Source organism: Mycobacterium sp. Aquia_216, assembly GCF_026723865.1.
Taxonomy (GTDB): Bacteria; Actinomycetota; Actinomycetes; order Mycobacteriales; family Mycobacteriaceae; genus Mycobacterium.
This window is the reverse complement of the sequence record NZ_CP113529.1, coordinates 2,320,021-2,339,496: the sequence shown is the minus strand read 5'-3', so window position 1 is coordinate 2,339,496 and position 19,476 is coordinate 2,320,021. Positions and strand designations below refer to the sequence as shown.

Annotated in this window: 20 protein-coding genes; 5 read left to right on the top strand and 15 right to left on the bottom strand. The window is 67.8% G+C overall.

Annotated features, from left to right (window positions below; all coding sequences use genetic code 11):
• The first annotated feature begins 8 nt into the window (after nt 1–8).
• The 3 genes from OK015_RS10920 (at nt 9) to OK015_RS10910 (ending at nt 3,040) form a co-directional block, all read left to right on the top strand.
• Complete coding sequence (locus OK015_RS10920) at nt 9–1,145, top strand: alkaline phosphatase family protein (protein ID WP_268131362.1); 1,137 nt, start codon at nt 9–11, stop codon at nt 1,143–1,145.
• Between the two features lie 232 nt (nt 1,146–1,377).
• Nucleotides 1,378–1,839, top strand: coding sequence for a hypothetical protein (locus OK015_RS10915; protein WP_268131360.1), 462 nt, complete (start codon nt 1,378–1,380; stop codon nt 1,837–1,839).
• A 94-nt stretch (nt 1,840–1,933) separates the two neighbouring features.
• Nucleotides 1,934–3,040 carry a PPE family protein gene (locus OK015_RS10910; protein ID WP_268131358.1) on the top strand — a complete coding sequence of 369 codons (1,107 nt, stop codon included), beginning with the start codon at nt 1,934–1,936 and terminating at the stop codon, nt 3,038–3,040.
• Here OK015_RS10910 and OK015_RS10905 read toward each other — a convergent pair.
• The 10 genes from OK015_RS10905 to dxr form a co-directional block, all read right to left on the bottom strand.
• Nucleotides 3,037–3,840, bottom strand: a complete 804-nt coding sequence (locus OK015_RS10905) for a gamma-glutamyl-gamma-aminobutyrate hydrolase family protein (protein WP_442791234.1) — start codon at nt 3,838–3,840, stop codon at nt 3,037–3,039. The two genes, OK015_RS10910 and OK015_RS10905, sit on opposite strands and share 4 nt — an antisense overlap.
• 48 nt (nt 3,841–3,888) lie before the next feature.
• Nucleotides 3,889–4,443, bottom strand: a complete 555-nt coding sequence (locus OK015_RS10900; protein ID WP_268132620.1) for an alpha/beta hydrolase — start codon at nt 4,441–4,443, stop codon at nt 3,889–3,891.
• A 75-nt stretch (nt 4,444–4,518) separates the two neighbouring features.
• A complete protein-coding gene (locus tag OK015_RS10895; RefSeq protein ID WP_268131356.1) occupies nt 4,519–6,018 on the bottom strand; it encodes a cobyric acid synthase in 1,500 nt (499 codons plus the stop codon).
• A gap of 14 nt (nt 6,019–6,032) precedes the next feature.
• Nucleotides 6,033–6,890 carry a type I methionyl aminopeptidase gene (map, locus tag OK015_RS10890; RefSeq protein ID WP_268131354.1) on the bottom strand — a complete coding sequence of 286 codons (858 nt, stop codon included), beginning with the start codon at nt 6,888–6,890 and terminating at the stop codon, nt 6,033–6,035.
• A 141-nt stretch (nt 6,891–7,031) separates the two neighbouring features.
• A complete protein-coding gene (locus OK015_RS10885; RefSeq protein WP_268131351.1) occupies nt 7,032–7,619 on the bottom strand; it encodes a DUF1707 SHOCT-like domain-containing protein in 588 nt (195 codons plus the stop codon).
• A 51-nt stretch (nt 7,620–7,670) separates the two neighbouring features.
• On the bottom strand, nt 7,671–9,500 hold the full coding sequence (locus tag OK015_RS10880) for a penicillin-binding transpeptidase domain-containing protein (RefSeq protein ID WP_268131349.1): 1,830 nt from the start codon (nt 9,498–9,500) through the stop codon (nt 7,671–7,673).
• A 166-nt stretch (nt 9,501–9,666) separates the two neighbouring features.
• Nucleotides 9,667–10,521 carry a GNAT family N-acetyltransferase gene (locus tag OK015_RS10875; protein ID WP_268131348.1) on the bottom strand — a complete coding sequence of 285 codons (855 nt, stop codon included), beginning with the start codon at nt 10,519–10,521 and terminating at the stop codon, nt 9,667–9,669.
• A 54-nt stretch (nt 10,522–10,575) separates the two neighbouring features.
• The gene (gene ispG / locus OK015_RS10870; RefSeq protein WP_268131347.1) at nt 10,576–11,766 is read right to left on the bottom strand and encodes a flavodoxin-dependent (E)-4-hydroxy-3-methylbut-2-enyl-diphosphate synthase; all 1,191 of its coding nucleotides are present in this window, start codon (nt 11,764–11,766) and stop codon (nt 10,576–10,578) included.
• Nucleotides 11,767–11,786: 20 nt separating this feature from the next.
• On the bottom strand, nt 11,787–12,998 hold the full coding sequence (locus OK015_RS10865) for a M50 family metallopeptidase (protein WP_268131345.1): 1,212 nt from the start codon (nt 12,996–12,998) through the stop codon (nt 11,787–11,789).
• 6 nt (nt 12,999–13,004) lie between these two features.
• Nucleotides 13,005–14,240: a 1-deoxy-D-xylulose-5-phosphate reductoisomerase gene (gene dxr / locus OK015_RS10860; RefSeq protein WP_268131343.1), complete on the bottom strand. Its 1,236-nt coding sequence runs from the start codon at nt 14,238–14,240 to the stop codon at nt 13,005–13,007.
• 166 nt (nt 14,241–14,406) lie between these two features.
• Here dxr and OK015_RS10855 point away from each other — a divergent pair, with 166 nt between their 5' ends.
• Both OK015_RS10855 and OK015_RS10850 read left to right on the top strand, forming a co-directional pair.
• Nucleotides 14,407–14,802: a fasciclin domain-containing protein gene (locus OK015_RS10855; protein ID WP_326498530.1), complete on the top strand. Its 396-nt coding sequence runs from the start codon at nt 14,407–14,409 to the stop codon at nt 14,800–14,802.
• Nucleotides 14,803–14,945: 143 nt separating this feature from the next.
• Nucleotides 14,946–15,200, top strand: coding sequence for a DUF2631 domain-containing protein (locus tag OK015_RS10850; RefSeq protein WP_268131341.1), 255 nt, complete (start codon nt 14,946–14,948; stop codon nt 15,198–15,200).
• 4 nt (nt 15,201–15,204) lie between these two features.
• Here OK015_RS10850 and OK015_RS10845 read toward each other — a convergent pair whose 3' ends face one another.
• From OK015_RS10845 to frr, 5 genes are all read right to left on the bottom strand, one after another.
• Nucleotides 15,205–16,074 carry a cytochrome c biogenesis CcdA family protein gene (locus tag OK015_RS10845; RefSeq protein ID WP_268131339.1) on the bottom strand — a complete coding sequence of 290 codons (870 nt, stop codon included), beginning with the start codon at nt 16,072–16,074 and terminating at the stop codon, nt 15,205–15,207.
• Nucleotides 16,075–16,078: 4 nt separating this feature from the next.
• Complete coding sequence (locus OK015_RS10840) at nt 16,079–16,591, bottom strand: protein disulfide oxidoreductase (RefSeq protein WP_268131337.1); 513 nt, start codon at nt 16,589–16,591, stop codon at nt 16,079–16,081.
• A gap of 240 nt (nt 16,592–16,831) precedes the next feature.
• A complete protein-coding gene (gene rlmN / locus OK015_RS10835; protein ID WP_268131335.1) occupies nt 16,832–17,935 on the bottom strand; it encodes a 23S rRNA (adenine(2503)-C(2))-methyltransferase RlmN in 1,104 nt (367 codons plus the stop codon).
• A 32-nt stretch (nt 17,936–17,967) separates the two neighbouring features.
• Nucleotides 17,968–18,888, bottom strand: coding sequence for a phosphatidate cytidylyltransferase (locus tag OK015_RS10830; RefSeq protein WP_268131334.1), 921 nt, complete (start codon nt 18,886–18,888; stop codon nt 17,968–17,970).
• Between the two features lie 22 nt (nt 18,889–18,910).
• Nucleotides 18,911–19,468, bottom strand: a complete 558-nt coding sequence (gene frr, locus OK015_RS10825; protein ID WP_268131333.1) for a ribosome recycling factor — start codon at nt 19,466–19,468, stop codon at nt 18,911–18,913.
• Nucleotides 19,469–19,476: the final 8 nt, after the last annotated feature.

The following is a 19,476-nucleotide window of genomic DNA, read 5'->3' as shown; positions in this document are numbered from 1 at the left end:
CTGGGCCCATGTCTGGTCCAGCGCCCGGTTCGCTCTGCGATGTGCTTCCCGCGGCGGCCGCACTGCTCGGGGTTTCCGGTGCCGTCGACCGGTTGGCGGTCACGGAATCGGTTGCCGAACAGGTTGATCGCGTCGCCGTCGTGCTGGTGGATGGCCTCGGCTGGCACCTGTTGCCGCAGTTGGCGTCCAGCGCGCCGCTGCTCGCCTCGGTTCTCGCCGGCGGCGTAGGGCGGATGACCCGACTCGCCTGCACCTTCCCGTCGACCACGCCGAGCAGCCTGGCGTCGCTGGGCACCGGTACGCAGCCCGGCGAGCACGGCATCCTGGGCTTCACCCTCAACGTCCCCGGTACCGATCGGGTACTCACCCACATCTATTGGCGCGACGACGACCCGCCGTACGCCGAATGGCAGCCGGTGCCGACCTGGTTCCAGCGGCTGCGGCAATCCGGGGTTGCCGCGCGGGCGGTGCTGCCGGCGCTGTTCTTGGGCAGCGGACTGACCGACGCGGCGTATCGCGGTGCCGACTTTCGCCCGAGCAACCCGACCGACGACTACGCCCAGCAGGTCATCGACGAGCTGCGCGCGGAACCGGGCCTGGTCTACGGCTACACCGCCGACCTGGACACCGCCGCGCATCTATTCGGTATCGGATCGCCGCACTGGCATCAGGCGGCCGCCCGGGTCGACGCGCTGCTGACTCGCCTGCTCGACGCCTTACCCGCGCACGCGGCGCTGCTGGTGACCGCCGACCACGGCGGTCTCAACGTGCCGCCGCAGGCTCGCGTCGACCTGGACACCGACACCCGGCTGGGCGCGGGTATCCGGGTGGTCGCGGGTGAACCGCGGGTGCGCTACCTGCACACCGAACCCGGCGCCGCGGCCGATGTGCAGGCGACGTGGAGCGGGGTATTAGAAGGCCGGGCCGATGTCTACGGTCGCGAACAGGCGGTGGCCACCGGGATGTTCGGACCGGTCGACCCGCGGCATCTGGCGCGAATAGGTGACGTCGTGGTCATCTGCACCGGCGACACAGCGGTGCTGGCAACCAAACGTGAACCCCCGGAGGCGGCTCGCCTCATCGGTTTTCACGGCGCGGCCACCGCGGCCGAAATGGCAATTCCGCTCATCGTTTTCGGCCCGTAGCATTCCGCAGTCACACGCGCCACAGCGGGATCCCGGAGCTTTAGGCCACGTCGTTTGGAAGAGCGATAGCGCGTGCGATATGGCTTTTTTAAACGAGTTCTAGCCCAACTTTTTTGGTGCCAATGGTGTGATCACGCCCGCAGCGGATTGCTGAAACACACAACAGACTTTGCTCGATCTCACAGCTTTCGGCGGCTGACGACCAGCCCTCGTGTTGTACAGTCGGGCCACTGTGGACGTTCGGGGCGCTCATCAATCTCGGCGGTGGCAGCCGGCCATCGCCGCGGTCGCTGCGCTCACCCTGTTCATCAGCCTCGTCGCCGGTTCGGCGTTGCGGTCCCAGTTTTCCGCGGCCACACTGCCTGAGCCCGCCGCCTGGTCCCAGGTAACCCCGGACGTCGGCAGCACCGCCGGACATTCGCAAGCTCGTCACGGGTCCCCGGCCGCGATCCACCTTCAACACGCCAGTTCGTGGGACGCGTCGCCGATCAGCAAGAAGCCGTTCCACAGCATGTGGATGACGCACGACCGCCCGGACGTGTGGACGCGCATGCAATCGCACCCCTTGTGGTCAGCGCTGCCGGCTTCCTTCGCCGGCATGGGTTTTCAATCCGGCGATGTGCGCCCCGGCGCACCCGCGGCCGAATGCGGCGACCAAGAAATCTTGACGCTGCTCTGCGTAACGCGTCGCTGATCGGACAGCACTAGTCTGTTGGGCCGCCTCACCATTGCGGGTGAGGCGTTTTGAGGCGTGCCGTTGTCCCGCGCGCATTCGCCGCAGCACGCTAGTGCCTCGCGATGAAGCTTTCACAGCCAGCAAAGCGCGACAGTCTATTTCGCGTCTCCGTCTTGAAGGGAAAATCCATGATTTCAAAAATCCACCCTGCCCTCAAAGTGAGTTAGCAATGGATTTTGCAATGCTACCGCCGGAAATCAACTCCGGGCTGATGTATTCGGGCTCTGGCCCGCAGTCGCTGATGGACGCCGCCCTGGCATGGGACGAGCTGGCCACCCGCTTGCATGACGCAGCAGCGCAATGCAGTTCGATGATCTCGACGCTGGCGCCCGGAGCGCCGGGCCCGACGGCACTGACCCAAGCCGCGGCGGCCCACATCGACTGGTTGAATGATGTTGCAGCACGGGCAGAAGAAACGGCCACCCAGGCCACGTCGGCGGCGTACGCCTACGAGTTGGCGCTCGCGGCGATGGTTTCACCCTCGGCGATTCAAGCCAACCGCATGCTGGGGAGGTGGCTGGCTGTGACGAATTGTCTGGGCCAAGACAGCCCCGCGATCGCGGACGCCGACGGCGATTACGACCAGATGTGGGCTCAGGACGTCGACACGATGCACACCTATGCCAGGGCCTCGGCCGACGCCGCGACCGTGACACCCTTCGCCTCACCGCCCGCCAGTGCGGACGTGGGCGATAACCTCACGCAGGGGGCCGGCAGCTGGACGCTGAGAGCGGCACCTGACATCATATCGGCCGGCTACCGGGTGGTCTCGGCTCTTCCCGACGCGCTCGACGCGCTGTCCGTGTCGCCGCCGACGGCGTTCGACGAGTTCCTTTCGCCGGTGACCTCGTCCCTGTCGAAACTCGGTTCACTTTCCGCCCCAACGGACTTCGCGATCAACCATCTGAATTCCCTGAACAAGAATGCGGCGCTGCAAAGCGCCGCGGCATTGTTGTCGCCGCTACTGAACCGTAGTCATACCGCCGGCACGGCATCGGGCTTCGGCCGCGCGGCATCGATCGGAGAATTGTCCGTACCGCGTAACTGGGTGGCCCACACGTCGGGATCGGAAACCGTTGATTCGCAATGTGGTTGGGGATACAAACCAATGCGGCTGGTGGAAACCGACGCGCCGCCGAATTGGCCCCAGACCCGCTAACGCCGAGACGAGCCGGCGGTCCGCGTGCTCGACGCGTAGGAGCTGGCGGCGTCGACGATCGCCCGGAACAGCCGCAGGTCGTCGAGGAACTGCTCGGGATGCCACTGCACCGCGAGCACGAAGTTCTCCCCGGGGACCTCCAGCCCTTCGACGACGCCGTCGGCGTCCCAGGCGCTGACAATCAAGCCGTCACCGACCTTGTCGACGGCTTGATGGTGATAGCACCACGCGTCGGCGGACTCTCCGAGCAGCGCGGCCAGTCGGGTGCCCGCGACCGTGCGGACGGGCAACTGGGTGAAGCGCCCGTAGCCCGCGTGATGCCCGCGATGGCCGAGGACGTCGGGCAGATGCTGATGCAGCGTTCCGCCGAACGCGACATTGAGCATCTGCGTGCCGCGACAGATACCCAGCACCGGGAGGCCGCGGTCCAGCGCACCCCGCAACAGCGCGAACTCCCACGCATCGCGCACCGTGCGCGGCGCGTCGGTCTTCGGATGCGGTTGCTGGCCATAGGCGGCCGGGTCGACGTCATAACCGCCGGTGATGACCAGCCCGTCCAGGCTGTCGAGCACACTCTCGGCGATGTCGGGGTCCACCGGCTGCGGCGGCAGCAGTACCGCGACGCCGCCGGCCATGATGACGCCCTCGAAATAGTTCGCACCCAGATACCCCGCCGGGATGTCCCAGCCATCGGACTGCACTTGCTCGAGATAGCTGGTCAGGCCGATGACCGGTCGACTCGTTCCAGAGGCGTTCACGCAGGCATCCTTTCCTTGACTGCGCGACCACGTTGTCGCCATACGTCTGCCACGGCACCGCCGCGGCCACGACCGCTCACCGAGCCGGTGCTACCAGGTGCTGGTGCGCAGCACGATCTCGGCTGCCAGCTGCGCCGTCGATTCTTGGGGATTGCGCCGTCCGAGCAGGTCCACCGAGCGGTAGTCGGCGTAGACGTACCGCTGGCTGTTGCCGGCCACCGTCCGTCCGGCCGGCGTGCTGACCAGCACCGTGGTGCCGATCTCGACCGGCGGGCAGTGGTCGTCACGGACCACGCCGTTGACGTCGGCCACCCGCGGATGTCCGCGGTCCACGACGACGAGGCCCACGAACCGGCCCAGTTTGGTCGCCGCCAGCTCCCAGGCGAGGTCGCCACCGGCGCGATCGCCCACCACCACCGCCCAGGCGATGCCGAGGCCATCGAGAATGCCGATCACCGACTTCGGGGTCAGCCGCGGGTCGAGGCCGATGACGACAGTGCGCAGCGAAGCGGTGTGGAGGCGCTCACAGACCGCGTCGTAGGCGGCTAACTCGCGCTGCTCGTCGCCGAGGATGACGACGACGACACCCTTCTCAGGGCCGGACACACCCACCGGGACGGGAAACCCGTCGAGCGTGGTCATCATCGAGGGCACTTACGCACGTTACAGCCAATATTGGCACCGCGCGAGGTTTCTCCCGCGTCGTGCGAACCGGGGGCGCTAGGGCCGCAGCCGGCTTGCGATGTGCGGCCTGGGCGGCGGGCCGTCGAGTAGGCCGAGAACGGCGGCCATATCGAGGTGGGCCGACAGCAAGTCGGCGACCAGATCCAGTTGGGCGTCGCGTCGCTGCGCGACGTGGGTGTCGCCGGCAACAACGAACCTCGTCCGTCCGGCGGCCGCGGCGACCTCGGTCAGCCAGTCGCGGCGAAAGCCGTCGTTGTCGAGCAGCCCGTGCCAGTGGGTCCCGAAAACCGCGCCGTGCGCGAGGCCGTGCAGGTCGTCGCCCGCCTGGAACCACGGCTCGTTGATGTAGCGGGCAAGCCGGCCGTGGTGGATTTCGTATCCGCGCAGCGGCCGCTCCCAGCGCCGCAGCACCTTGTCGTCGGCGAAAACGATGTCGGCGTCCAGCAGGTCCAGCCCGTCGACGACCCCGGCGCCCGACTCGACCCCGTCCTCGATGCGCCGGCACAGCATCTGGAATCCCCCGCAGATGCCCAGCACCGGTTTGCCGGCCCGAGCGTGCTCGATGATCGCGGCGGCCAGACCTTGATCGCGCAGCCAGTGCAGGTCGGCGACGGTCGCTTTGCTGCCCGGAAGCACCACCAGGTCGGTGTCGGCCAGATCGGCCGGGTCGCTGATCCAGCGCACCAGCACACCCGGTTCGCAGGCCAGCGCCTCGATGTCGGTCGAGTTGGAGATCCGGGGCAGCCGGACGGCGGCCACCTTCAGCCACTCGCCGCCCAGCGGTGGCGCCGGCCTGCCGACGACGCGCCGCGCGATCACCGACAGCGAATCCTCGGCATCCAGCCAGAGCTCGTCGGCATAGGGCAACACCCCATAGGTTGGGCGGCCGGTCATTTCGAGCAGCTGCCGTAGACCGGGCTCGAGCAGCGCGGGGTCACCGCGGAACTTGTTGACGATGAAGCCGGCGATCAGCGCCTGGTCTCCCGCGTCGAGCACCGCGACCGTCCCGAACAGATGGGCCAGCAAGCCGCCGCGGTCGATGTCGCCGATTAGGACTACCGGCAGGTTTGCGGCCCGGGCCAAACCCATGTTAGCCAAATCCGTGGCCCGAAGGTTGATTTCGGCCGGCGATCCGGCGCCCTCACAGATCACCACGTCGAATTCGTCACGCAGAGAAGATAAATCGTCGGTGACGACTTGTGCGAGCCGGTCGCGATGCTCGAAATAGCTTGCCGCGGTGACCGAGTCGGCTACCCGGCCCCGAATCACCAGCTGCGACGTCCGGTCGCTGCCCGGTTTGAGCAGGATCGGGTTGAACCGCACACTGGGTTCCAGCCCCGCCGCCCTGGCTTGAATCGCCTGGGCCCGGCCGATTTCGCCGCCCTCGACGGTGACCGCGGAGTTGTTCGACATGTTCTGCGCCTTGAACGGCGCGACCCGCACGCCATCGCGGGCCAGCAGCCGGCACAGGCCCGCGACCACCATCGATTTCCCGGCATCGGAGCTGGTACCCGCGACCAGCAGCGCGCCGTTCAAGGGATCACGGCTACTTATATCGAGGTCAGGATCTCGGCGCCGGTGTCGGTGACGAGCAGGGTGTGCTCGAACTGTGCGGTCCACTTGCGGTCCTTGGTGACCACGGTCCAGCCGTCGTCCCAGATCTCGTAGTCCAGCGCGCCGAGATTGATCATCGGCTCGATGGTGAACGTCATCCCCGGCTGGATCTCGGTCGTGACGGACGGCTGGTCGTAGTGCAGCACGACCAGCCCGTTGTGAAACGTGGTGCCGATGCCGTGGCCGGTGAAATCACGAACCACGTTGTACCCGAAGCGATTCGCATACGCCTGGATGACACGGCCGACGACCGACAGCGCACGCCCCGGCTTGACGGCGTTGATCGCGCGCATCGTCGCCTCACGGGTCCGCTCGACAAGCAGCCGGTGCTCCTCGGACACGTCGCCGGCCAGGAATGTCGCATTGGTGTCGCCGTGCACGCCGTCGATGTAGGCGGTGACGTCGATGTTGACGATATCGCCGTCGGCGATCACGGTCGAGTCGGGGATGCCGTGACAGATCACCTCGTTGAGCGACGTGCAGCACGACTTCGGATATCCCTTGTAGCCCAGCGTCGACGGGTACGCGCCGTTGTCGACCATGTACTCGTGCGCGATGCGGTCCAGCTCGTCGGTCGTCACCCCGGGCGCGACCGCCTTGCCCGCCTCCGCAAGCGCGCCGGCCGCGATTCGGCCGGCGACGCGCATCTTCTCGATCACTTCGGGCGTCTGCACCCACGGCTCGGTGCCCTCTTTGGCCGTCGGCTTGCCGACATACTCGGGACGCGCGATGCGGTTGGGCACCGGCAGAGTCGGGGACAACACTCCGGGCGAAAGTGCGGTGCGAACAGCCATGCCGCTAGCTTAATCGCGTCTTTCTCAAGCGTGCCGGGCGTCGCGTGTGCTGCGGCGCCGACGAGTGTCTCTGCAGAGCCCCCTCACCGCACACTCTCCACCCTCACCGCACACGCGCATGCCCGCCGCGGGCGGGCCCGGCTATCGGATCCCGCGGCGACGCAGAATCGCCCGCCGCGGTCCCCGGATCGTCACCGAGCCGCACACCACCCGTCCGGTCAGCACGACATGCGGCCTGCCTTCGCCCGGCGCATCCTTGCGACGGTCGCGGGCACTGCCCCCGTAGACCTCGACGTCGTCGATCGAGGCGCTGGCACCACCCGGTAGCCAGATATCGACCGAGCCGAACCGCACGTCGAGCTCGACGACCACCACCGGACCCGCGAAACGAGCCTTGGTGAGTTCGAGTTTCACCGATCCCAGCCGGCGCACCAACGCCAACCGGGTGGGCACCGTCCATTCGCCGTGCCGCCGCAGCGACCCCGCCCAGCCGCGCAGCTCCACCCGGTCCGCCGCCGACGTGACGATCGCGCCCGGCCCGGGCAGATCACCGACCAGGCCGTCCAGCTCGCCCTGGGTGCGCGCGTAGGACACCTGCGACGAGCGCTGCTCGAACTCGTCAATATCGATCAGCCCGAGCGCAACGGCGTTGTGCAGGCGCCGCATCGTGCCGTTGCGGTCTGCATCGGAGACGCGCAACGTCACCATGTCCCCGCCGGTATCCGTCATGTTCGCAATTTACCGCTGTTACGGCCCCGGGGACCCAACGCGCCTGACGCTTCAGGTCAGGTAGCCGGGCGGCAGCGATTCGAACATGAACTTGGTCATCCGGACCGCCCACTCCGAGCTGCCGCCCCCGACGATCAACGCCGCGAACGCCAGATCGCCGCGGTACCCGGCGAACCAGGAGTGCGATCCGCCCGGGAACTCGGCCTCACCGGTCTTCCCGTAGATCTCGCCGCAGCCGTTGATCTCCTTGGCGGTCCCGTTGGTGACCACCAGCCGCATCATCGGCCGCAGCGCGTCGATCATCTTCGGGCTGATCGGGGTACTGTCGCCCTCGACCGTCGTCGGACGGCCCGCGATCAGTTGCGGCACAGGGGTTTTCCCGGCGGCGACGGTGGCCGCCACCAGGGCCATGCCGAACGGACTCGCCAGCACCTTGCCCTGGCCGAACCCGTCTTCGGTGCGCTCGGCCATGTCAACCGTCGGCGGCACCGACCCGGTCACCGTGGTGATGCCATCCACGGTGTAGTCGAGCCCGATCCCGTATTGCGAAGCCGTCTGGGTCAGGCCGCGGGGCGGCATCCTGCTGCTCAGCTCGGCAAACGTGGTGTTGCAGGAACTGGCGAAGGCGCGCGACATCGACACCACGCCGAGGTCGAAGCCGCCGTAGTTGGGGATGGTGCGGTGCCCGATGTCGAGATGGCCCGGGCAGCCCAGCATCGAGTTGGGCGTGGCCATATCGCGGTCGACGGCGGCGCCGGCCGTGACCATCTTGAACGTCGATCCGGGCGGAAACAGGCCGTTGGTGGCGGGCAGGCCGTCGGCGTCGGCCCCACCGTTCTGCGCGATTGCGAGGATCTCCCCCGTCGACGGCTTGATCACGACGATCATCGCCTTGCCGCCCTTGTTGTCCACGGCGCGCTGGGCGGCGTTCTGCACCACCCGGTCCAGCGTGATCGACACCGACGGTGCGGGCGCGCCTTCGACCTCGTGCAGCACCGCGACGTCGACGTTGTTCTGGTTGACGCTGACCACCCGCCAGCCCGCCTGGCCGTCGAGTTGGTCGATCACCGCCTTCTTGACCGCCCCGACGACCGCCGGCGCGAAATGCGGGTCGGTCGCCAGCATGTCGGCCTGTGGAGTGACCACGATGCCGGGCAGTCGGCCGATCACGGGAAACACCTTGTCGTTATCGGCCGGAAGCAGCGTGACACCCAGGTCCACCTGTTGGGAGGTCGAGCTGGCTTGCTCGGCGAGCAGCTGCGGGTCGGTCAGCGCGTCGTTGAAGGGCCGCAGCACGTCGACGATCGAGTGGGTGGTGAAGCTCAGCGACTGCGGCGGTCCGGCCTGGGTGGCGTCCAGCGTGTAGTGATAGCGGTAGCCCGGCGCCAGCACGTCGCTGCCGCCGAGTTCATTCACCGAGGCGCGCCGCGGCGTGTCAGCGCGCAACGCGAAGGTCTGATGCTCGCCCAGCTTGGGATGCAGCCCGTTGGGCGCCCAGCGGACCTCCCACCGCCCCTCGTCGCGGGCCATCTTCAGCTGGCCGTCATAGCTCCACACCCGGTTCTTGGGCAGATGCCAGCTGAACCGATAGCTGATCGTGCCGGTGTCCTCGGCGTATTTGGAGCTGAGGATCTGCGCGTCCAGGTGGGTGGCCTGCAGCCCGGCCCACGCCGCGTTGAGCGCCTCGCGAGCCTCGTTGGGGTTGTCGCTGAGTTGGGCGGCCGTCGCGGTGTCGCCAATCGCCAAGGCGCGGAAGAACTTCTCGGCGGCGGGGCCTGGGCCGTCAGGCCGCGGCGTGCACCCAGACAGCGCGCCGGCCGCGACGAGCAGCAGTGCCGCGGCTACCGAAACGGCTGTTACTGGTGAGGTTCTTGTGGCCATCGGTACTGATGTTAGGAACTGAGGCTTCCGCGCCGCCGCCGACACACCGAGACCGACCCGTGATGTAACACTCGCGACGTCCCAGCGAGGCCGAATGCGCGGCCAGCCGCGCGTTCGATGCCGAGCGTGCGGCCAGCCGCGCGCTCAGCGTGAGGATCGACGACAACTAGTCCAGCAGGACGGTGGCGAAGGTGCCGACCTCGGCGAAGCCCACCCGGGCGTAGGCGGCCCGGGCCACCGCATTGAAGTCGTTCACGTACAGGCTGGCAATGCGCCCGCTGCCGACGATCACGGCGGCCAGCATCGCGGTGCCGCGGGCGCCGAGCCCCAGGCCACGCCACTCCGGGTGCACCCAGACGCCCTGGATCTGACCGACCGCGGGCGATTGCGAACCCACCTCGGCCTTGAAGACGACCTGACCGTGCTCGAACCGGGCCCACGCGCGCCCGGCGGCGATCAGGCTGGCCACCCGGCGCCGGTAGCCGCGGCCGCCGTCGCCGAGCCGCGGGTCGATGCCGACCTCGCCGATGAACATGTCGACCGCGGCAACAAGGTAAGCGTCCAGCTCCTCGGGCCGCACCTGGCGCACCTCGGCGTCGAGCTCGCACATGGGGTGTTTGGCCAGCGCCATCAGGGGTTGGCGTTCGCGCACGTCACGCGCCGGCCCCCAGGCCGTCTCGAGCCGCTCCCACATCGGCAGGACCAGGCTGGCCCGCCCGACCAGCGAGGAACAGCGGCGCGTCCCGCTCATCGCCTCGTCGGCAAACGCATTCAGGTCGGCGGGCAGCCCGCGCAGCGGAATCAGGTTGGCACCGGCGAAGCACAGGGACTCGTCCGCGCCGCGGCGGGTCCACAGCTCCCCGCCGATCGCGCCGGGATCGATGCCGTGATCGGCGACGCGGGAGGCAACCATGCACGACCCGATCGGGTCCTCGTCGAAAACGCGCCACACCGCGGCGGAATCACGCACCACGGACACCCGTCGGTCGCCGACTAGGCGAAACAGGGGCGGAGCCGACATATGGCGAACTCTCTGTGGTGCGAGCTGAGGGCCAGCAAGAGCGAACTGGTCCTATCAGCTTACGGTGACAATTGGCGTCCCGCTTGGTGTTGCGCCAGGACCGTTATCACTTCCCGCCGCCGCGCCTATCGCCTCGCCCATTTCGGACGCCAACCGCATCGCCTCTTCGATCAACGTCTCGACGATCTGGGCTTCGGGGACGGTCTTGATCACCTCGCCGCGAACGAATATCTGCCCCTTGCCATTTCCGGAGGCAACGCCGAGATCGGCTTCGCGGGCCTCCCCGGGCCCGTTGACGACGCACCCCATCACGGCGACCCGCAGCGGCACGTCGAGACCGTCCAGGCCCGCCGAGACGGCGTTGGCCAGGGTGTAGACGTCGACCTGCGCCCGCCCGCAGGACGGGCAGGAGACGATCTCCAGCCCCCGCGGACGCAGGTTCAGCGACTCGAGAATCTGAATGCCGACCTTGACTTCCTCGACCGGCGGCGCCGACAAGGACACCCGGATGGTGTCGCCGATGCCCCGGGACAGCAGGGCGCCGAAGGCCACGGCCGATTTGATGGTGCCCTGGAACGCCGGCCCGGCCTCGGTCACACCGAGGTGCAGCGGGTAGTCGCACTGCGCGGCGAGCTGCTCGTAGGCGGCGACCATCACGACGGGGTCGTTGTGCTTGACGCTGATCTTGATATCGCCGAAGCCGTGCTCCTCGAACAGCGAGGCCTCCCACAGCGCCGACTCGACCAGCGCCTCGGGTGTGGCCTTGCCGTACTTCTCCATGAACCGCTTGTCCAGCGAGCCGGCGTTGACGCCGATGCGGATCGGGATACCGGCCGCACCGGCGGCCTTGGCGACTTCGCCGACCCGGCCGTCGAACTCCTTGATGTTGCCCGGATTGACCCGCACCGCGGCACATCCGGCGTCGATCGCCGCGAAGATGTATTTCGGCTGGAAGTGGATGTCGGCGATCACCGGGATCTGGCTGTGCCGGGCGATCTCGGCCAGCGCGTCGGCATCCTCCTGACGCGGGCAGGCCACCCGGACGATGTCGCAGCCCGCGGCCGTCAACTCGGCGATCTGCTGCAACGTCGTGTTGACCTCATGAGTCTTGGTGGTGCACATCGACTGCACCGAGATCGGGTGGTCGCTGCCGACCCCGACGTCGCGGACCATCAATTGGCGCGTCTTACGCCGCGGCGCAAGAGTGGGCGCCGGCGCCTCCGGCATGCCCAGGCCAATGTCCACGATTCGATTCCTTCGGTTGGTTACTGGAAGAGCCTGATCGGGTTGACCAGATCCGCGGTGACGGTCAGCAGCATGTAGCCGACCACGAACACCAAGACCACGTAGGTCGCAGGCATCAGCTTGAGGTAGTTCACCGGCGCGGCCGCGACCATGCCGCGGGCGGACCGGACCAGGTTGCGGATCTTTTCGAAGACCGCGACGGCGATGTGGCCACCGTCGAACGGCAACAGCGGCAGCAGGTTGATCGCGCCCAGGATCAGGTTCAACTGGGCGAGGAAGAACCAGAACGCCACCCACAAACCATGGTCGACGGTGTCGCCGCCGATGATGCTGGCGCCGACGACGCTCATCGGCGTCTCCGGGTCGCGCTGTCCACCGCCGATCGCGTGTACCAGCGCTCCGACCTTGGTCGGGATCGTGACCAGCGCCTTGCCCACCTCGACGGTCAGGCTGCCGGTGAAGGAAAAGGTCGCGGGGATGGCGCTGAGCACGTTGTAGTGCGTGGGCGTGACCTTGATGGCTCCGACGCCCATGGCGCCGACCGTCGCGGCCTCCGGCTCGCCGCCCTGTGCGTTCAGGAAACGCTGGGTGGGCGTGATGTCGACGTAGGCGGTGATCGGGGTGCCGTCACGCTGGACGACGACGGGGACGGTGCCGTGCAGCTTGCGCACCGCGGCAGCCATTTCGTCGAAGGTGGAGACAGTGGTGTCCCCGACCTTGACGACGACGTCGCCCGGTCGGATGCCGGCCAGCGCGGCCGGACCGGGGCCGGTGCAATTCCCAACCTTGCCGGGCGCCACTTCTGGTGCGATACAAGCGGTTTCGCCGACGATCGCCTGGGTGGGCGGGTGCAGGTTGGGCAGCCCCCAGATCAGCGCGATCACGTAGATGAGGGCCAGGCAGATGATGAAGTTCATGCCCGGGCCGGCGAAGAGCACCGCGACCCGCTTCCACGTCGTCTGCTTGTACATCGCCCGGTCGGTCTCGTCGGGCGCCAGCTCCTCGACCGGGGTCATGCCCGCGATGTCGCAGAAGCCGCCCAGCGGAACGGCCTTGACGCCGTACTCGGTCTCGCCGCGCCGGGTCGACCACAGCGTGGGGCCGAAGCCGACGAAATAGCGGCGCACCTTCATCCCGGTAGCACGGGCGACCCACATGTGGCCGCATTCGTGCAGAGCCACCGAGATCAGGATGGCCAGCGCGAACAGCACAATGCCGATTGCGAACATCATCAGGCGCTAGGACCTTTCTAAGACCATTCCCGAGGCCCTTTTGGAGACTCCCGCGGGGCCTGTAGTTGTGACCGCGCGCTGCGCTCGCTCCCGCGCCCAGCGCTGCGCGTCTAGTACCTCATCCACGTTAGCCGGTGCAACGGCCCATTGGTCGGCGGCGCTCAGCACGTCGGCGATTGTTCTGACAATGGCCGGAAAACCGATGCGGCCATCCAGGAAGGCCGCGGCGGCCTCTTCATTGGCGGCGTTGTAGACCGCGGTCATGCAGCCGCCGGTCTCCCCGGCGTGCCGGGCCAGCTCGACCGCGGGGAAAACGTCGGCGTCGAGCGGCTCGAATTCCCAGGTAGAGGCCGTGCCGAAGTCACAGGATGCGGCCGCCCCGGGGACCCGTCGGGGCCAGCCCAGCGCCAGCGAAATGGGCAGCTTCATGTCCGGCGGGCTGGCCTGCGCGATCGTCGAGCCGTCGATGAAGGTGACCATCGAATGAACAATCGACTGGGGGTGCACCACGACCTCGATGCGCTCGTAGGGAACGCCGAACAGCAGGTGGGTCTCGATGAGCTCGAGCCCCTTGTTCACCAGCGACGCCGAGTTCAGCGTGTTCATCGGGCCCATTGACCAGGTCGGATGGGCTCCGGCCTGCTCGGGGGTGACGGCCTCCAGGTCGGCGGCGGCCCAGCCGCGAAACGGTCCGCCCGAGGCGGTGAGCACCAGCTTGGCAACCTCGTCGGGTGCGCCGCCGCGCAGGCATTGGGCCAGTGCGGAGTGTTCGGAATCCACGGGCACGATCTGCCCTGGTCGCGCCGCGTTGAGGACCAGTGGGCCGCCGGCGATCAGCGACTCCTTGTTGGCCAGTGCCAGCCGGGCACCCGAGTGCAGTGCCGCCAGGGTCGGACGCAGGCCCAGCGCTCCGACCAGCGCGTTGAGCACCACGTCGGCCTCGGTCTCCTCTACCAGCCGGGTGACCGCTTCGGGCCCGTGGAAGGGGACTTTCCCGAATTCTCGGCCGAGTGTGGTCGCGGCGCGCTCGTCGGCGACGGCGACGTTGGTCACCCCGGTCTCGGCGCGCTGCCGGGCCAGCGTGTCCAGGTTGGACCCGCCGGCCGCCAGCCCGACGACCTCGAAGCGGTCCGGGTTGGCGGCGATGACCTCCAGCGCCTGGGTGCCGATGGAGCCGGTGCTGCCCAACACGAGCACCCGGATGGGGCCGTCGGCCGGTGCTTCGGTGGTCGGGTTGCTCACTGCTTCATTGTGCCGCCCGATGGGCCCAGGAGGCAGTTCCCGACCGAGTTTTCGCGTGACGCGGAAAGTAGACGGTTCTCGCACCCGCCCGTGACCTGCGTCACTCCGAATCACTTCCGTCAGCGGAAGGACGGCACTAACGCCGGAGCAAAGGAATCGAAATTTGATGATGAATGTGCAGGCCAAAACAGTTGCGACGGCGGGCGTCGCAGCAATCGCGATCGTCGGCATCTCCGGATGTTCGAGCAACAAGCCCGCGGCCCAGAGCGGCACCACCAGCGCGACCGCTACCAGCAGCATGGCGGCACCCGCCATGACGGCCGCAACGCCGAATCCCGCCGCGGTGTTCGCCCCGACTGACGCCGCATTCGGCAAGCTTGCGCCGGCCACCGTCGAGAAGCTCAAGACGGATGCGCCGCTACTCAAAAGCATCCTGACGTACCACGTGATGCAAGGTCAGCTGAGTCCGGCCAAAGTCGACGGCACCCACGCGACCCTGCAGGGTGCCAACTCAACGGTGACGGGTCAAGGAGACGACACGGTGCTGATGCCGCCGTCGTAGACGGGTCGCGGCAAGCCCCGGGGCATTGCGGTTCAGCCGAGGTTGGTGGCCGACCGGATCCGCGTGGTCGGCCACCATCCACCTCCTCGGCGGGTGTGCCAGTATCTTTGATCAGAAGACGATCCGATCCGAAGGGAATCGCCGTGGCCAGTACCGAGGTGGAGCACTACAATGGCGTCGATCCGGCCGAGGTGCCCTCCGCCGCGTGGGGGTGGAGCAAGATCAACACCCGCACCTGGCACGGCGTCGGGGTGTTCGGCGTCATCTTCCTGCTGGCGATGCTGCGCGGCAACCACGTCGGCCACGTGGAGGACAACTTCCTGGTCGGATTTGCCGTCCTCACCCTCTTCATCCTGGTGCGCGATTGGTGGGGCCGCCGGCGCGGCTGGATCAGGTAGCCGCTCAACGCCGCGCTCGTCGCTGCCAGGCACTCACCAGGGCGGCGCCCAGCAGCGCCGACATGGCCACGATCCACGGCCAGACGCCATGCTGATGCACCCAGCCGGCCAGCGCGCCCTGTAGCCGGCCGGCCGCGAGAATGACCGCGTCGCGGGGATCTGCCGCGGTGTTCAACAGCCGCAACTCGTAGAGGCCGTAGTAACCGACATACAGGCCGACCAGCGCCAGCAGGGCGCCGCCGATCCGATTGACGAACGGCAGGATGCGCCGCAGCCGATCGGCCAGCGCCGAGCTCGCGGTCGCGGCGGCGACCGCGAGCGCGCCGACGACCAGGGTCAGGCCCGCGACGTACGCCAGGTAGATCGTTGCCCCGGTGACGATCGACCCACTGCGCAGACCGGCCGCGGTGACCGCCAGAAACGGCCCGATCGTGCACGACAGCGAGGCGATCGCGTAGCTGATGCCGTAGCCGTACATGCCCACGACTCGCGACCCCTGCCGCTTCGGCGCCCACCGCGGCCCCAGTGGCCGGGGCGTCAGCGCGGCCAGTTCCCGACCCGACAGCAGCCAAATACCAAGCGCGACAAGCACAATGCCGATGACCACCGTCGCGTAGGGCAGGTATCGCTGAATCGTCGTGGCCGCCGAGATGGTCAGCGCTCCGAACGCGCCGAACACCGTCAGAAACCCGAGCGCCATCCCCGCAGTAGCGCTCAGTGCACGCCCCACCCCGGCCAGCGGACTGGCGCGTTCGCCATCGGGCCGGCCGCCCACCACCAGCAGCAGGTAGGCGGGCAACATCGCGAACCCGCACGGGTTCACCGCGGCCACCAGCCCGGCGGCAAACGCCAAACCGACGAGACCCTGATCCACGGGCTCAGCGCAGCGCGGCCACGCGGCCGGCCAGCTCCTGCTGCGACATGGCCGACGTGGGGTTGTTGACGAACGTCGAGCTGCCGTCGGCCCGGTAGAACACGTACGCCGGCTGCCAGGGCACGTTGTAGCGGGCCCAGATCGAGCCGTCGGCGTCGTTGAGGTTGGTGAAATTCAGGTTGTACTTGGAGACAAAGGCCTGCTCGGCGCCGACATCCGAGTGTCCAGCGATACCGACGAAGGTGACGCCGGGATTGGCCGCCGCCACCTGACTCACGCCCGGCGCTTCGGCATTGCAGAACGGACAGAACGGGGCCCAGAACCACAGCACCGCCGGCTTTCCCTGCAGACCGGCGCCGTTGAACGGCGCACCACTGAGCGTGGTCCCACCGAACTGCAGCCGATCGTCGGCGGCCAGCGCCCGCGGTGCGGCAACCGATATCAGCACAACCGCGACAAGACCCGCGGCCAAGGCCGCGGCAAACATTTTGACCTGCGATAACAAGCGAATCGTCATGCCAACCCCTTTGCTGGACTGTTACCTCACAACACGGCGTAGCCGGCCGTGCGGTTCAGCGTCCCGCTACCCCTTCTCGGCGGCCAGCTGTCCGCAGGCTGTGCCCGAATCGCCTACGCTCCAGCTACCCGCCTTCGGCGGCCAGCTGTCCGCAGGCTGTGCCCGAATCGCCTACGCTCCAGCTACCCGCCTTCGGCGGCCAGCTGTCCGCAGGCTGTGCCCGAATCGCCTACGCTCCAGCTACCCGCCTTCGGCGGCCAGCTGTCCGCAGGCGGCGCTGATCTCGCGCCCCCGGGTGTCGCGCACCGTGCACGAAACGCCTTTTGCCCGTACCCGCCGGACGAACTCGCGCTCCACGTCCTTGGGGCTGGCATCCCAATCGCTGCCCGGCGTCGGGTTGAGCGGAATGAGGTTGACGTGCACCAGCGACCCGAGGGCGCCATGCAGCCGCTTGCCGAGCAAGTCGGCCCGCCACGGCTGGTCGTTCACGTCGCGAATCAACGCGTACTCGATCGACACCCGTCGGCCCGTCACGTCGCCGTAGTAGCGGGCGGCGTCGAGCGCTTCGCCGATCTTCCACCGGTTGTTGACCGGAACCAGGGTGTCCCGCAGTTCGTCGTCCGGCGCGTGCAGCGACAACGCCAGCGTCACGCCCAGCCGTTCGTCGGCGAGCTTGCGGATCGCCGGAGCCAGGCCGACCGTCGACACCGTCACCGAACGGGCCGAAATGCCGAAACCCTGCGGCGGCGCCTCGGTGATGCGTCGCACCGCGGCCAGCACCCTGGCGTAGTTGGCCAGCGGCTCCCCCATCCCCATGAACACCACGTTCGACAGCCGATCACCGAACTCGTCGCGCAGCGTCACCGCGGCGGCACGCACCTGTTCCAGAATCTCGGCGGTCGACAGGTTGCGCCTCAATCCGCCCTGTCCGGTGGCACAGAACGGACACGCCATGCCGCAGCCGGCCTGCGACGAGATGCACACGGTGTTGCGCTGCGGATAGCGCATCAGGACCGACTCGAAGGTCGTGCCAGCAGGGTCGTTTGTGGCCCGCCACAACGTCTTTCGCGTCTGACCCGCGTCGCAGGCGATTTCGGCGGCGACGGAGAGCAGGTTCGGGAACATCGTCTCGGCGATCACGTCGCGCACGGCCGCCGGAAGGTCGGTCATCTGGCGAGGATCGGCGATCAGCCGGCCGTAGTACTGCTGCGCGAGCTGCTTGGCCCGATATGCCGGCAAACCGAGCTCCGCGACGGCCGACGCCCGGCCCCCCGCGTCGAGGTCGGCGAGGTGCCGCGGCGGCCTGCCCGCGCGCGGTTCTTCGAACACCAGTTGTTGGACCATGATCTGTCCAGTATCGGCCCTAACCGGTCAGCCTAGGGAACCAAGGTGAGCACGATCCAGGCCGCGACGGCCGACGGGAGCACGCCGTCGAGCCGGTCCATCAGACCACCGTGGCCGGGTAGCAGCCGGCCCATGTCTTTGATGCCGAGGTCCCGCTTGACCTGGGACTCCACCAGGTCACCGAGCGTGCAGGTGAGCACCAGGACGAGACCCAGCAGCGCGCCGATCCACGCCGGTTTGCCCGCCAAGAAGGTCGCGGTCAGGGTCGCCGCGGTGATCCCGAAGACCAGTGAACCCGCGAATCCCTCCCAGGACTTCTTCGGGCTGATCGCCCGGACCATCGGATGTTTGCCGAAGAGCGCCCCCACGGCATACCCACCGGTGTCGGAAGCGACGACGGTGATCATCAGACAGAACACTCGTCCTGCGCCGTCGTGCGGATAGACGAGCAGGACGCCGAAGGACGCGAACAACGGGACCCACGCGGCCAGGAAGACGGTGGCCGATGCATCGCGCAGGTAGTTCGACGACGAGCCGGCGGCGTCGCTGCGGCTGGGATCCTGCATGAACAACCGCCAGACATTGCAGGCCACGACCATCGCACCGAAGCCTGCCACCGCACCGGCGGCATGGTACGGCCAGGTCAGCCAGACGGTGAGCTGGCCACCAGCCAGCAACGGGATGACCGGAATGATGTACCCGGCTTCGCGTAGCCGCCGCACCACCTCATGGGTGGCCACGAAAATAGCGATGGCCACGATGAGCACCCAGAAGCGCGGGGCGAACACCAGGGTGGCGACGAGCAGGCCGCCGATCGCAGCGCCCACCGCGATCGCGGCGGGCAGATCGCGCCCCGCCCGGGACGTGGTCGCGGGGGGCTGCTTCGGCGTTTGCTTGACCTCCCGCGCCGACTCGTCGGGCGGGGTGCCTGCGCCGGCATCGGAGGTTGCCACTGATTTGGTTGCTGAGCGGCCCCTAGACCTCCAGCAGCTCGCCTTCTTTGTGTTTGACCAGCTCGTCGATCTGGTTGACGTACTGCCCGGTGGTCTTGTCCAGGTCTTTTTCGGCGCGGCCGACTTCATCCTCGCCGGCCTCCCCGTCCTTGCGAATGCGGTGCAGTTCTTCCATCGCTTTGCGACGGATGTTGCGCACCGACACCTTTGCGTCTTCGCCTTTGCCTTTGGCCTGTTTGACCAGCTCCCTGCGGCGTTCCTCGGTCAGCTGCGGGACGGCCACCCGAATCAGGGTGCCGTCGTTGCTGGGATTGAGGCCAAGGTCGGAGTTGCGAATCGCCGTTTCGATGGCGTGCAGCTGGTTGGCTTCGTACGGCTTGATGACGACCAGCCGCGCCTCTGGGACGTTGATGCTGGCCAACTGGGTGATCGGGGTGTTCGTGCCGTAGTAGTCGATGACGATCCGGGAGAACATGCCGGGGTTGGCGCGGCCGGTTCGGATGGTTGACAAGTCGTCGCGGGCCACGGATACGGCCTTTTCCATTTTCTCTTCGGCATCGAAGAGAGCCTCATCGATCATTTGCGCCG

What these genes read in the sequence shown, in the direction of transcription:
- OK015_RS10920 (WP_268131362.1), top strand. Translation starts at nt 9, where the DNA reads ATGTCTGGTCCAGCGCCCGGTTCGCTCTGCGATGTGCTTCCCGCGGCG.
- OK015_RS10905 (WP_442791234.1), bottom strand. Translation starts at nt 3,840, where the DNA reads ATGGCGACAACGTGGTCGCGCAGTCAAGGAAAGGATGCCTGCGTGAAC.
- OK015_RS10900 (WP_268132620.1), bottom strand. Translation starts at nt 4,443, where the DNA reads ATGATGACCACGCTCGACGGGTTTCCCGTCCCGGTGGGTGTGTCCGGC.
- map (WP_268131354.1), bottom strand. Translation starts at nt 6,890, where the DNA reads ATGGCTGTTCGCACCGCACTTTCGCCCGGAGTGTTGTCCCCGACTCTG.
- OK015_RS10885 (WP_268131351.1), bottom strand. Translation starts at nt 7,619, where the DNA reads ATGACGGATACCGGCGGGGACATGGTGACGTTGCGCGTCTCCGATGCA.
- OK015_RS10880 (WP_268131349.1), bottom strand. Translation starts at nt 9,500, where the DNA reads ATGGCCACAAGAACCTCACCAGTAACAGCCGTTTCGGTAGCCGCGGCA.
- OK015_RS10875 (WP_268131348.1), bottom strand. Translation starts at nt 10,521, where the DNA reads ATGTCGGCTCCGCCCCTGTTTCGCCTAGTCGGCGACCGACGGGTGTCC.
- OK015_RS10865 (WP_268131345.1), bottom strand. Translation starts at nt 12,998, where the DNA reads ATGATGTTCGCAATCGGCATTGTGCTGTTCGCGCTGGCCATCCTGATC.
- OK015_RS10855 (WP_326498530.1), top strand. Translation starts at nt 14,407, where the DNA reads ATGATGAATGTGCAGGCCAAAACAGTTGCGACGGCGGGCGTCGCAGCA.
- OK015_RS10840 (WP_268131337.1), bottom strand. Translation starts at nt 16,591, where the DNA reads ATGACGATTCGCTTGTTATCGCAGGTCAAAATGTTTGCCGCGGCCTTG.
- rlmN (WP_268131335.1), bottom strand. Translation starts at nt 17,935, where the DNA reads ATGGTCCAACAACTGGTGTTCGAAGAACCGCGCGCGGGCAGGCCGCCG.
- frr (WP_268131333.1), bottom strand. Translation starts at nt 19,468, where the DNA reads ATGATCGATGAGGCTCTCTTCGATGCCGAAGAGAAAATGGAAAAGGCC.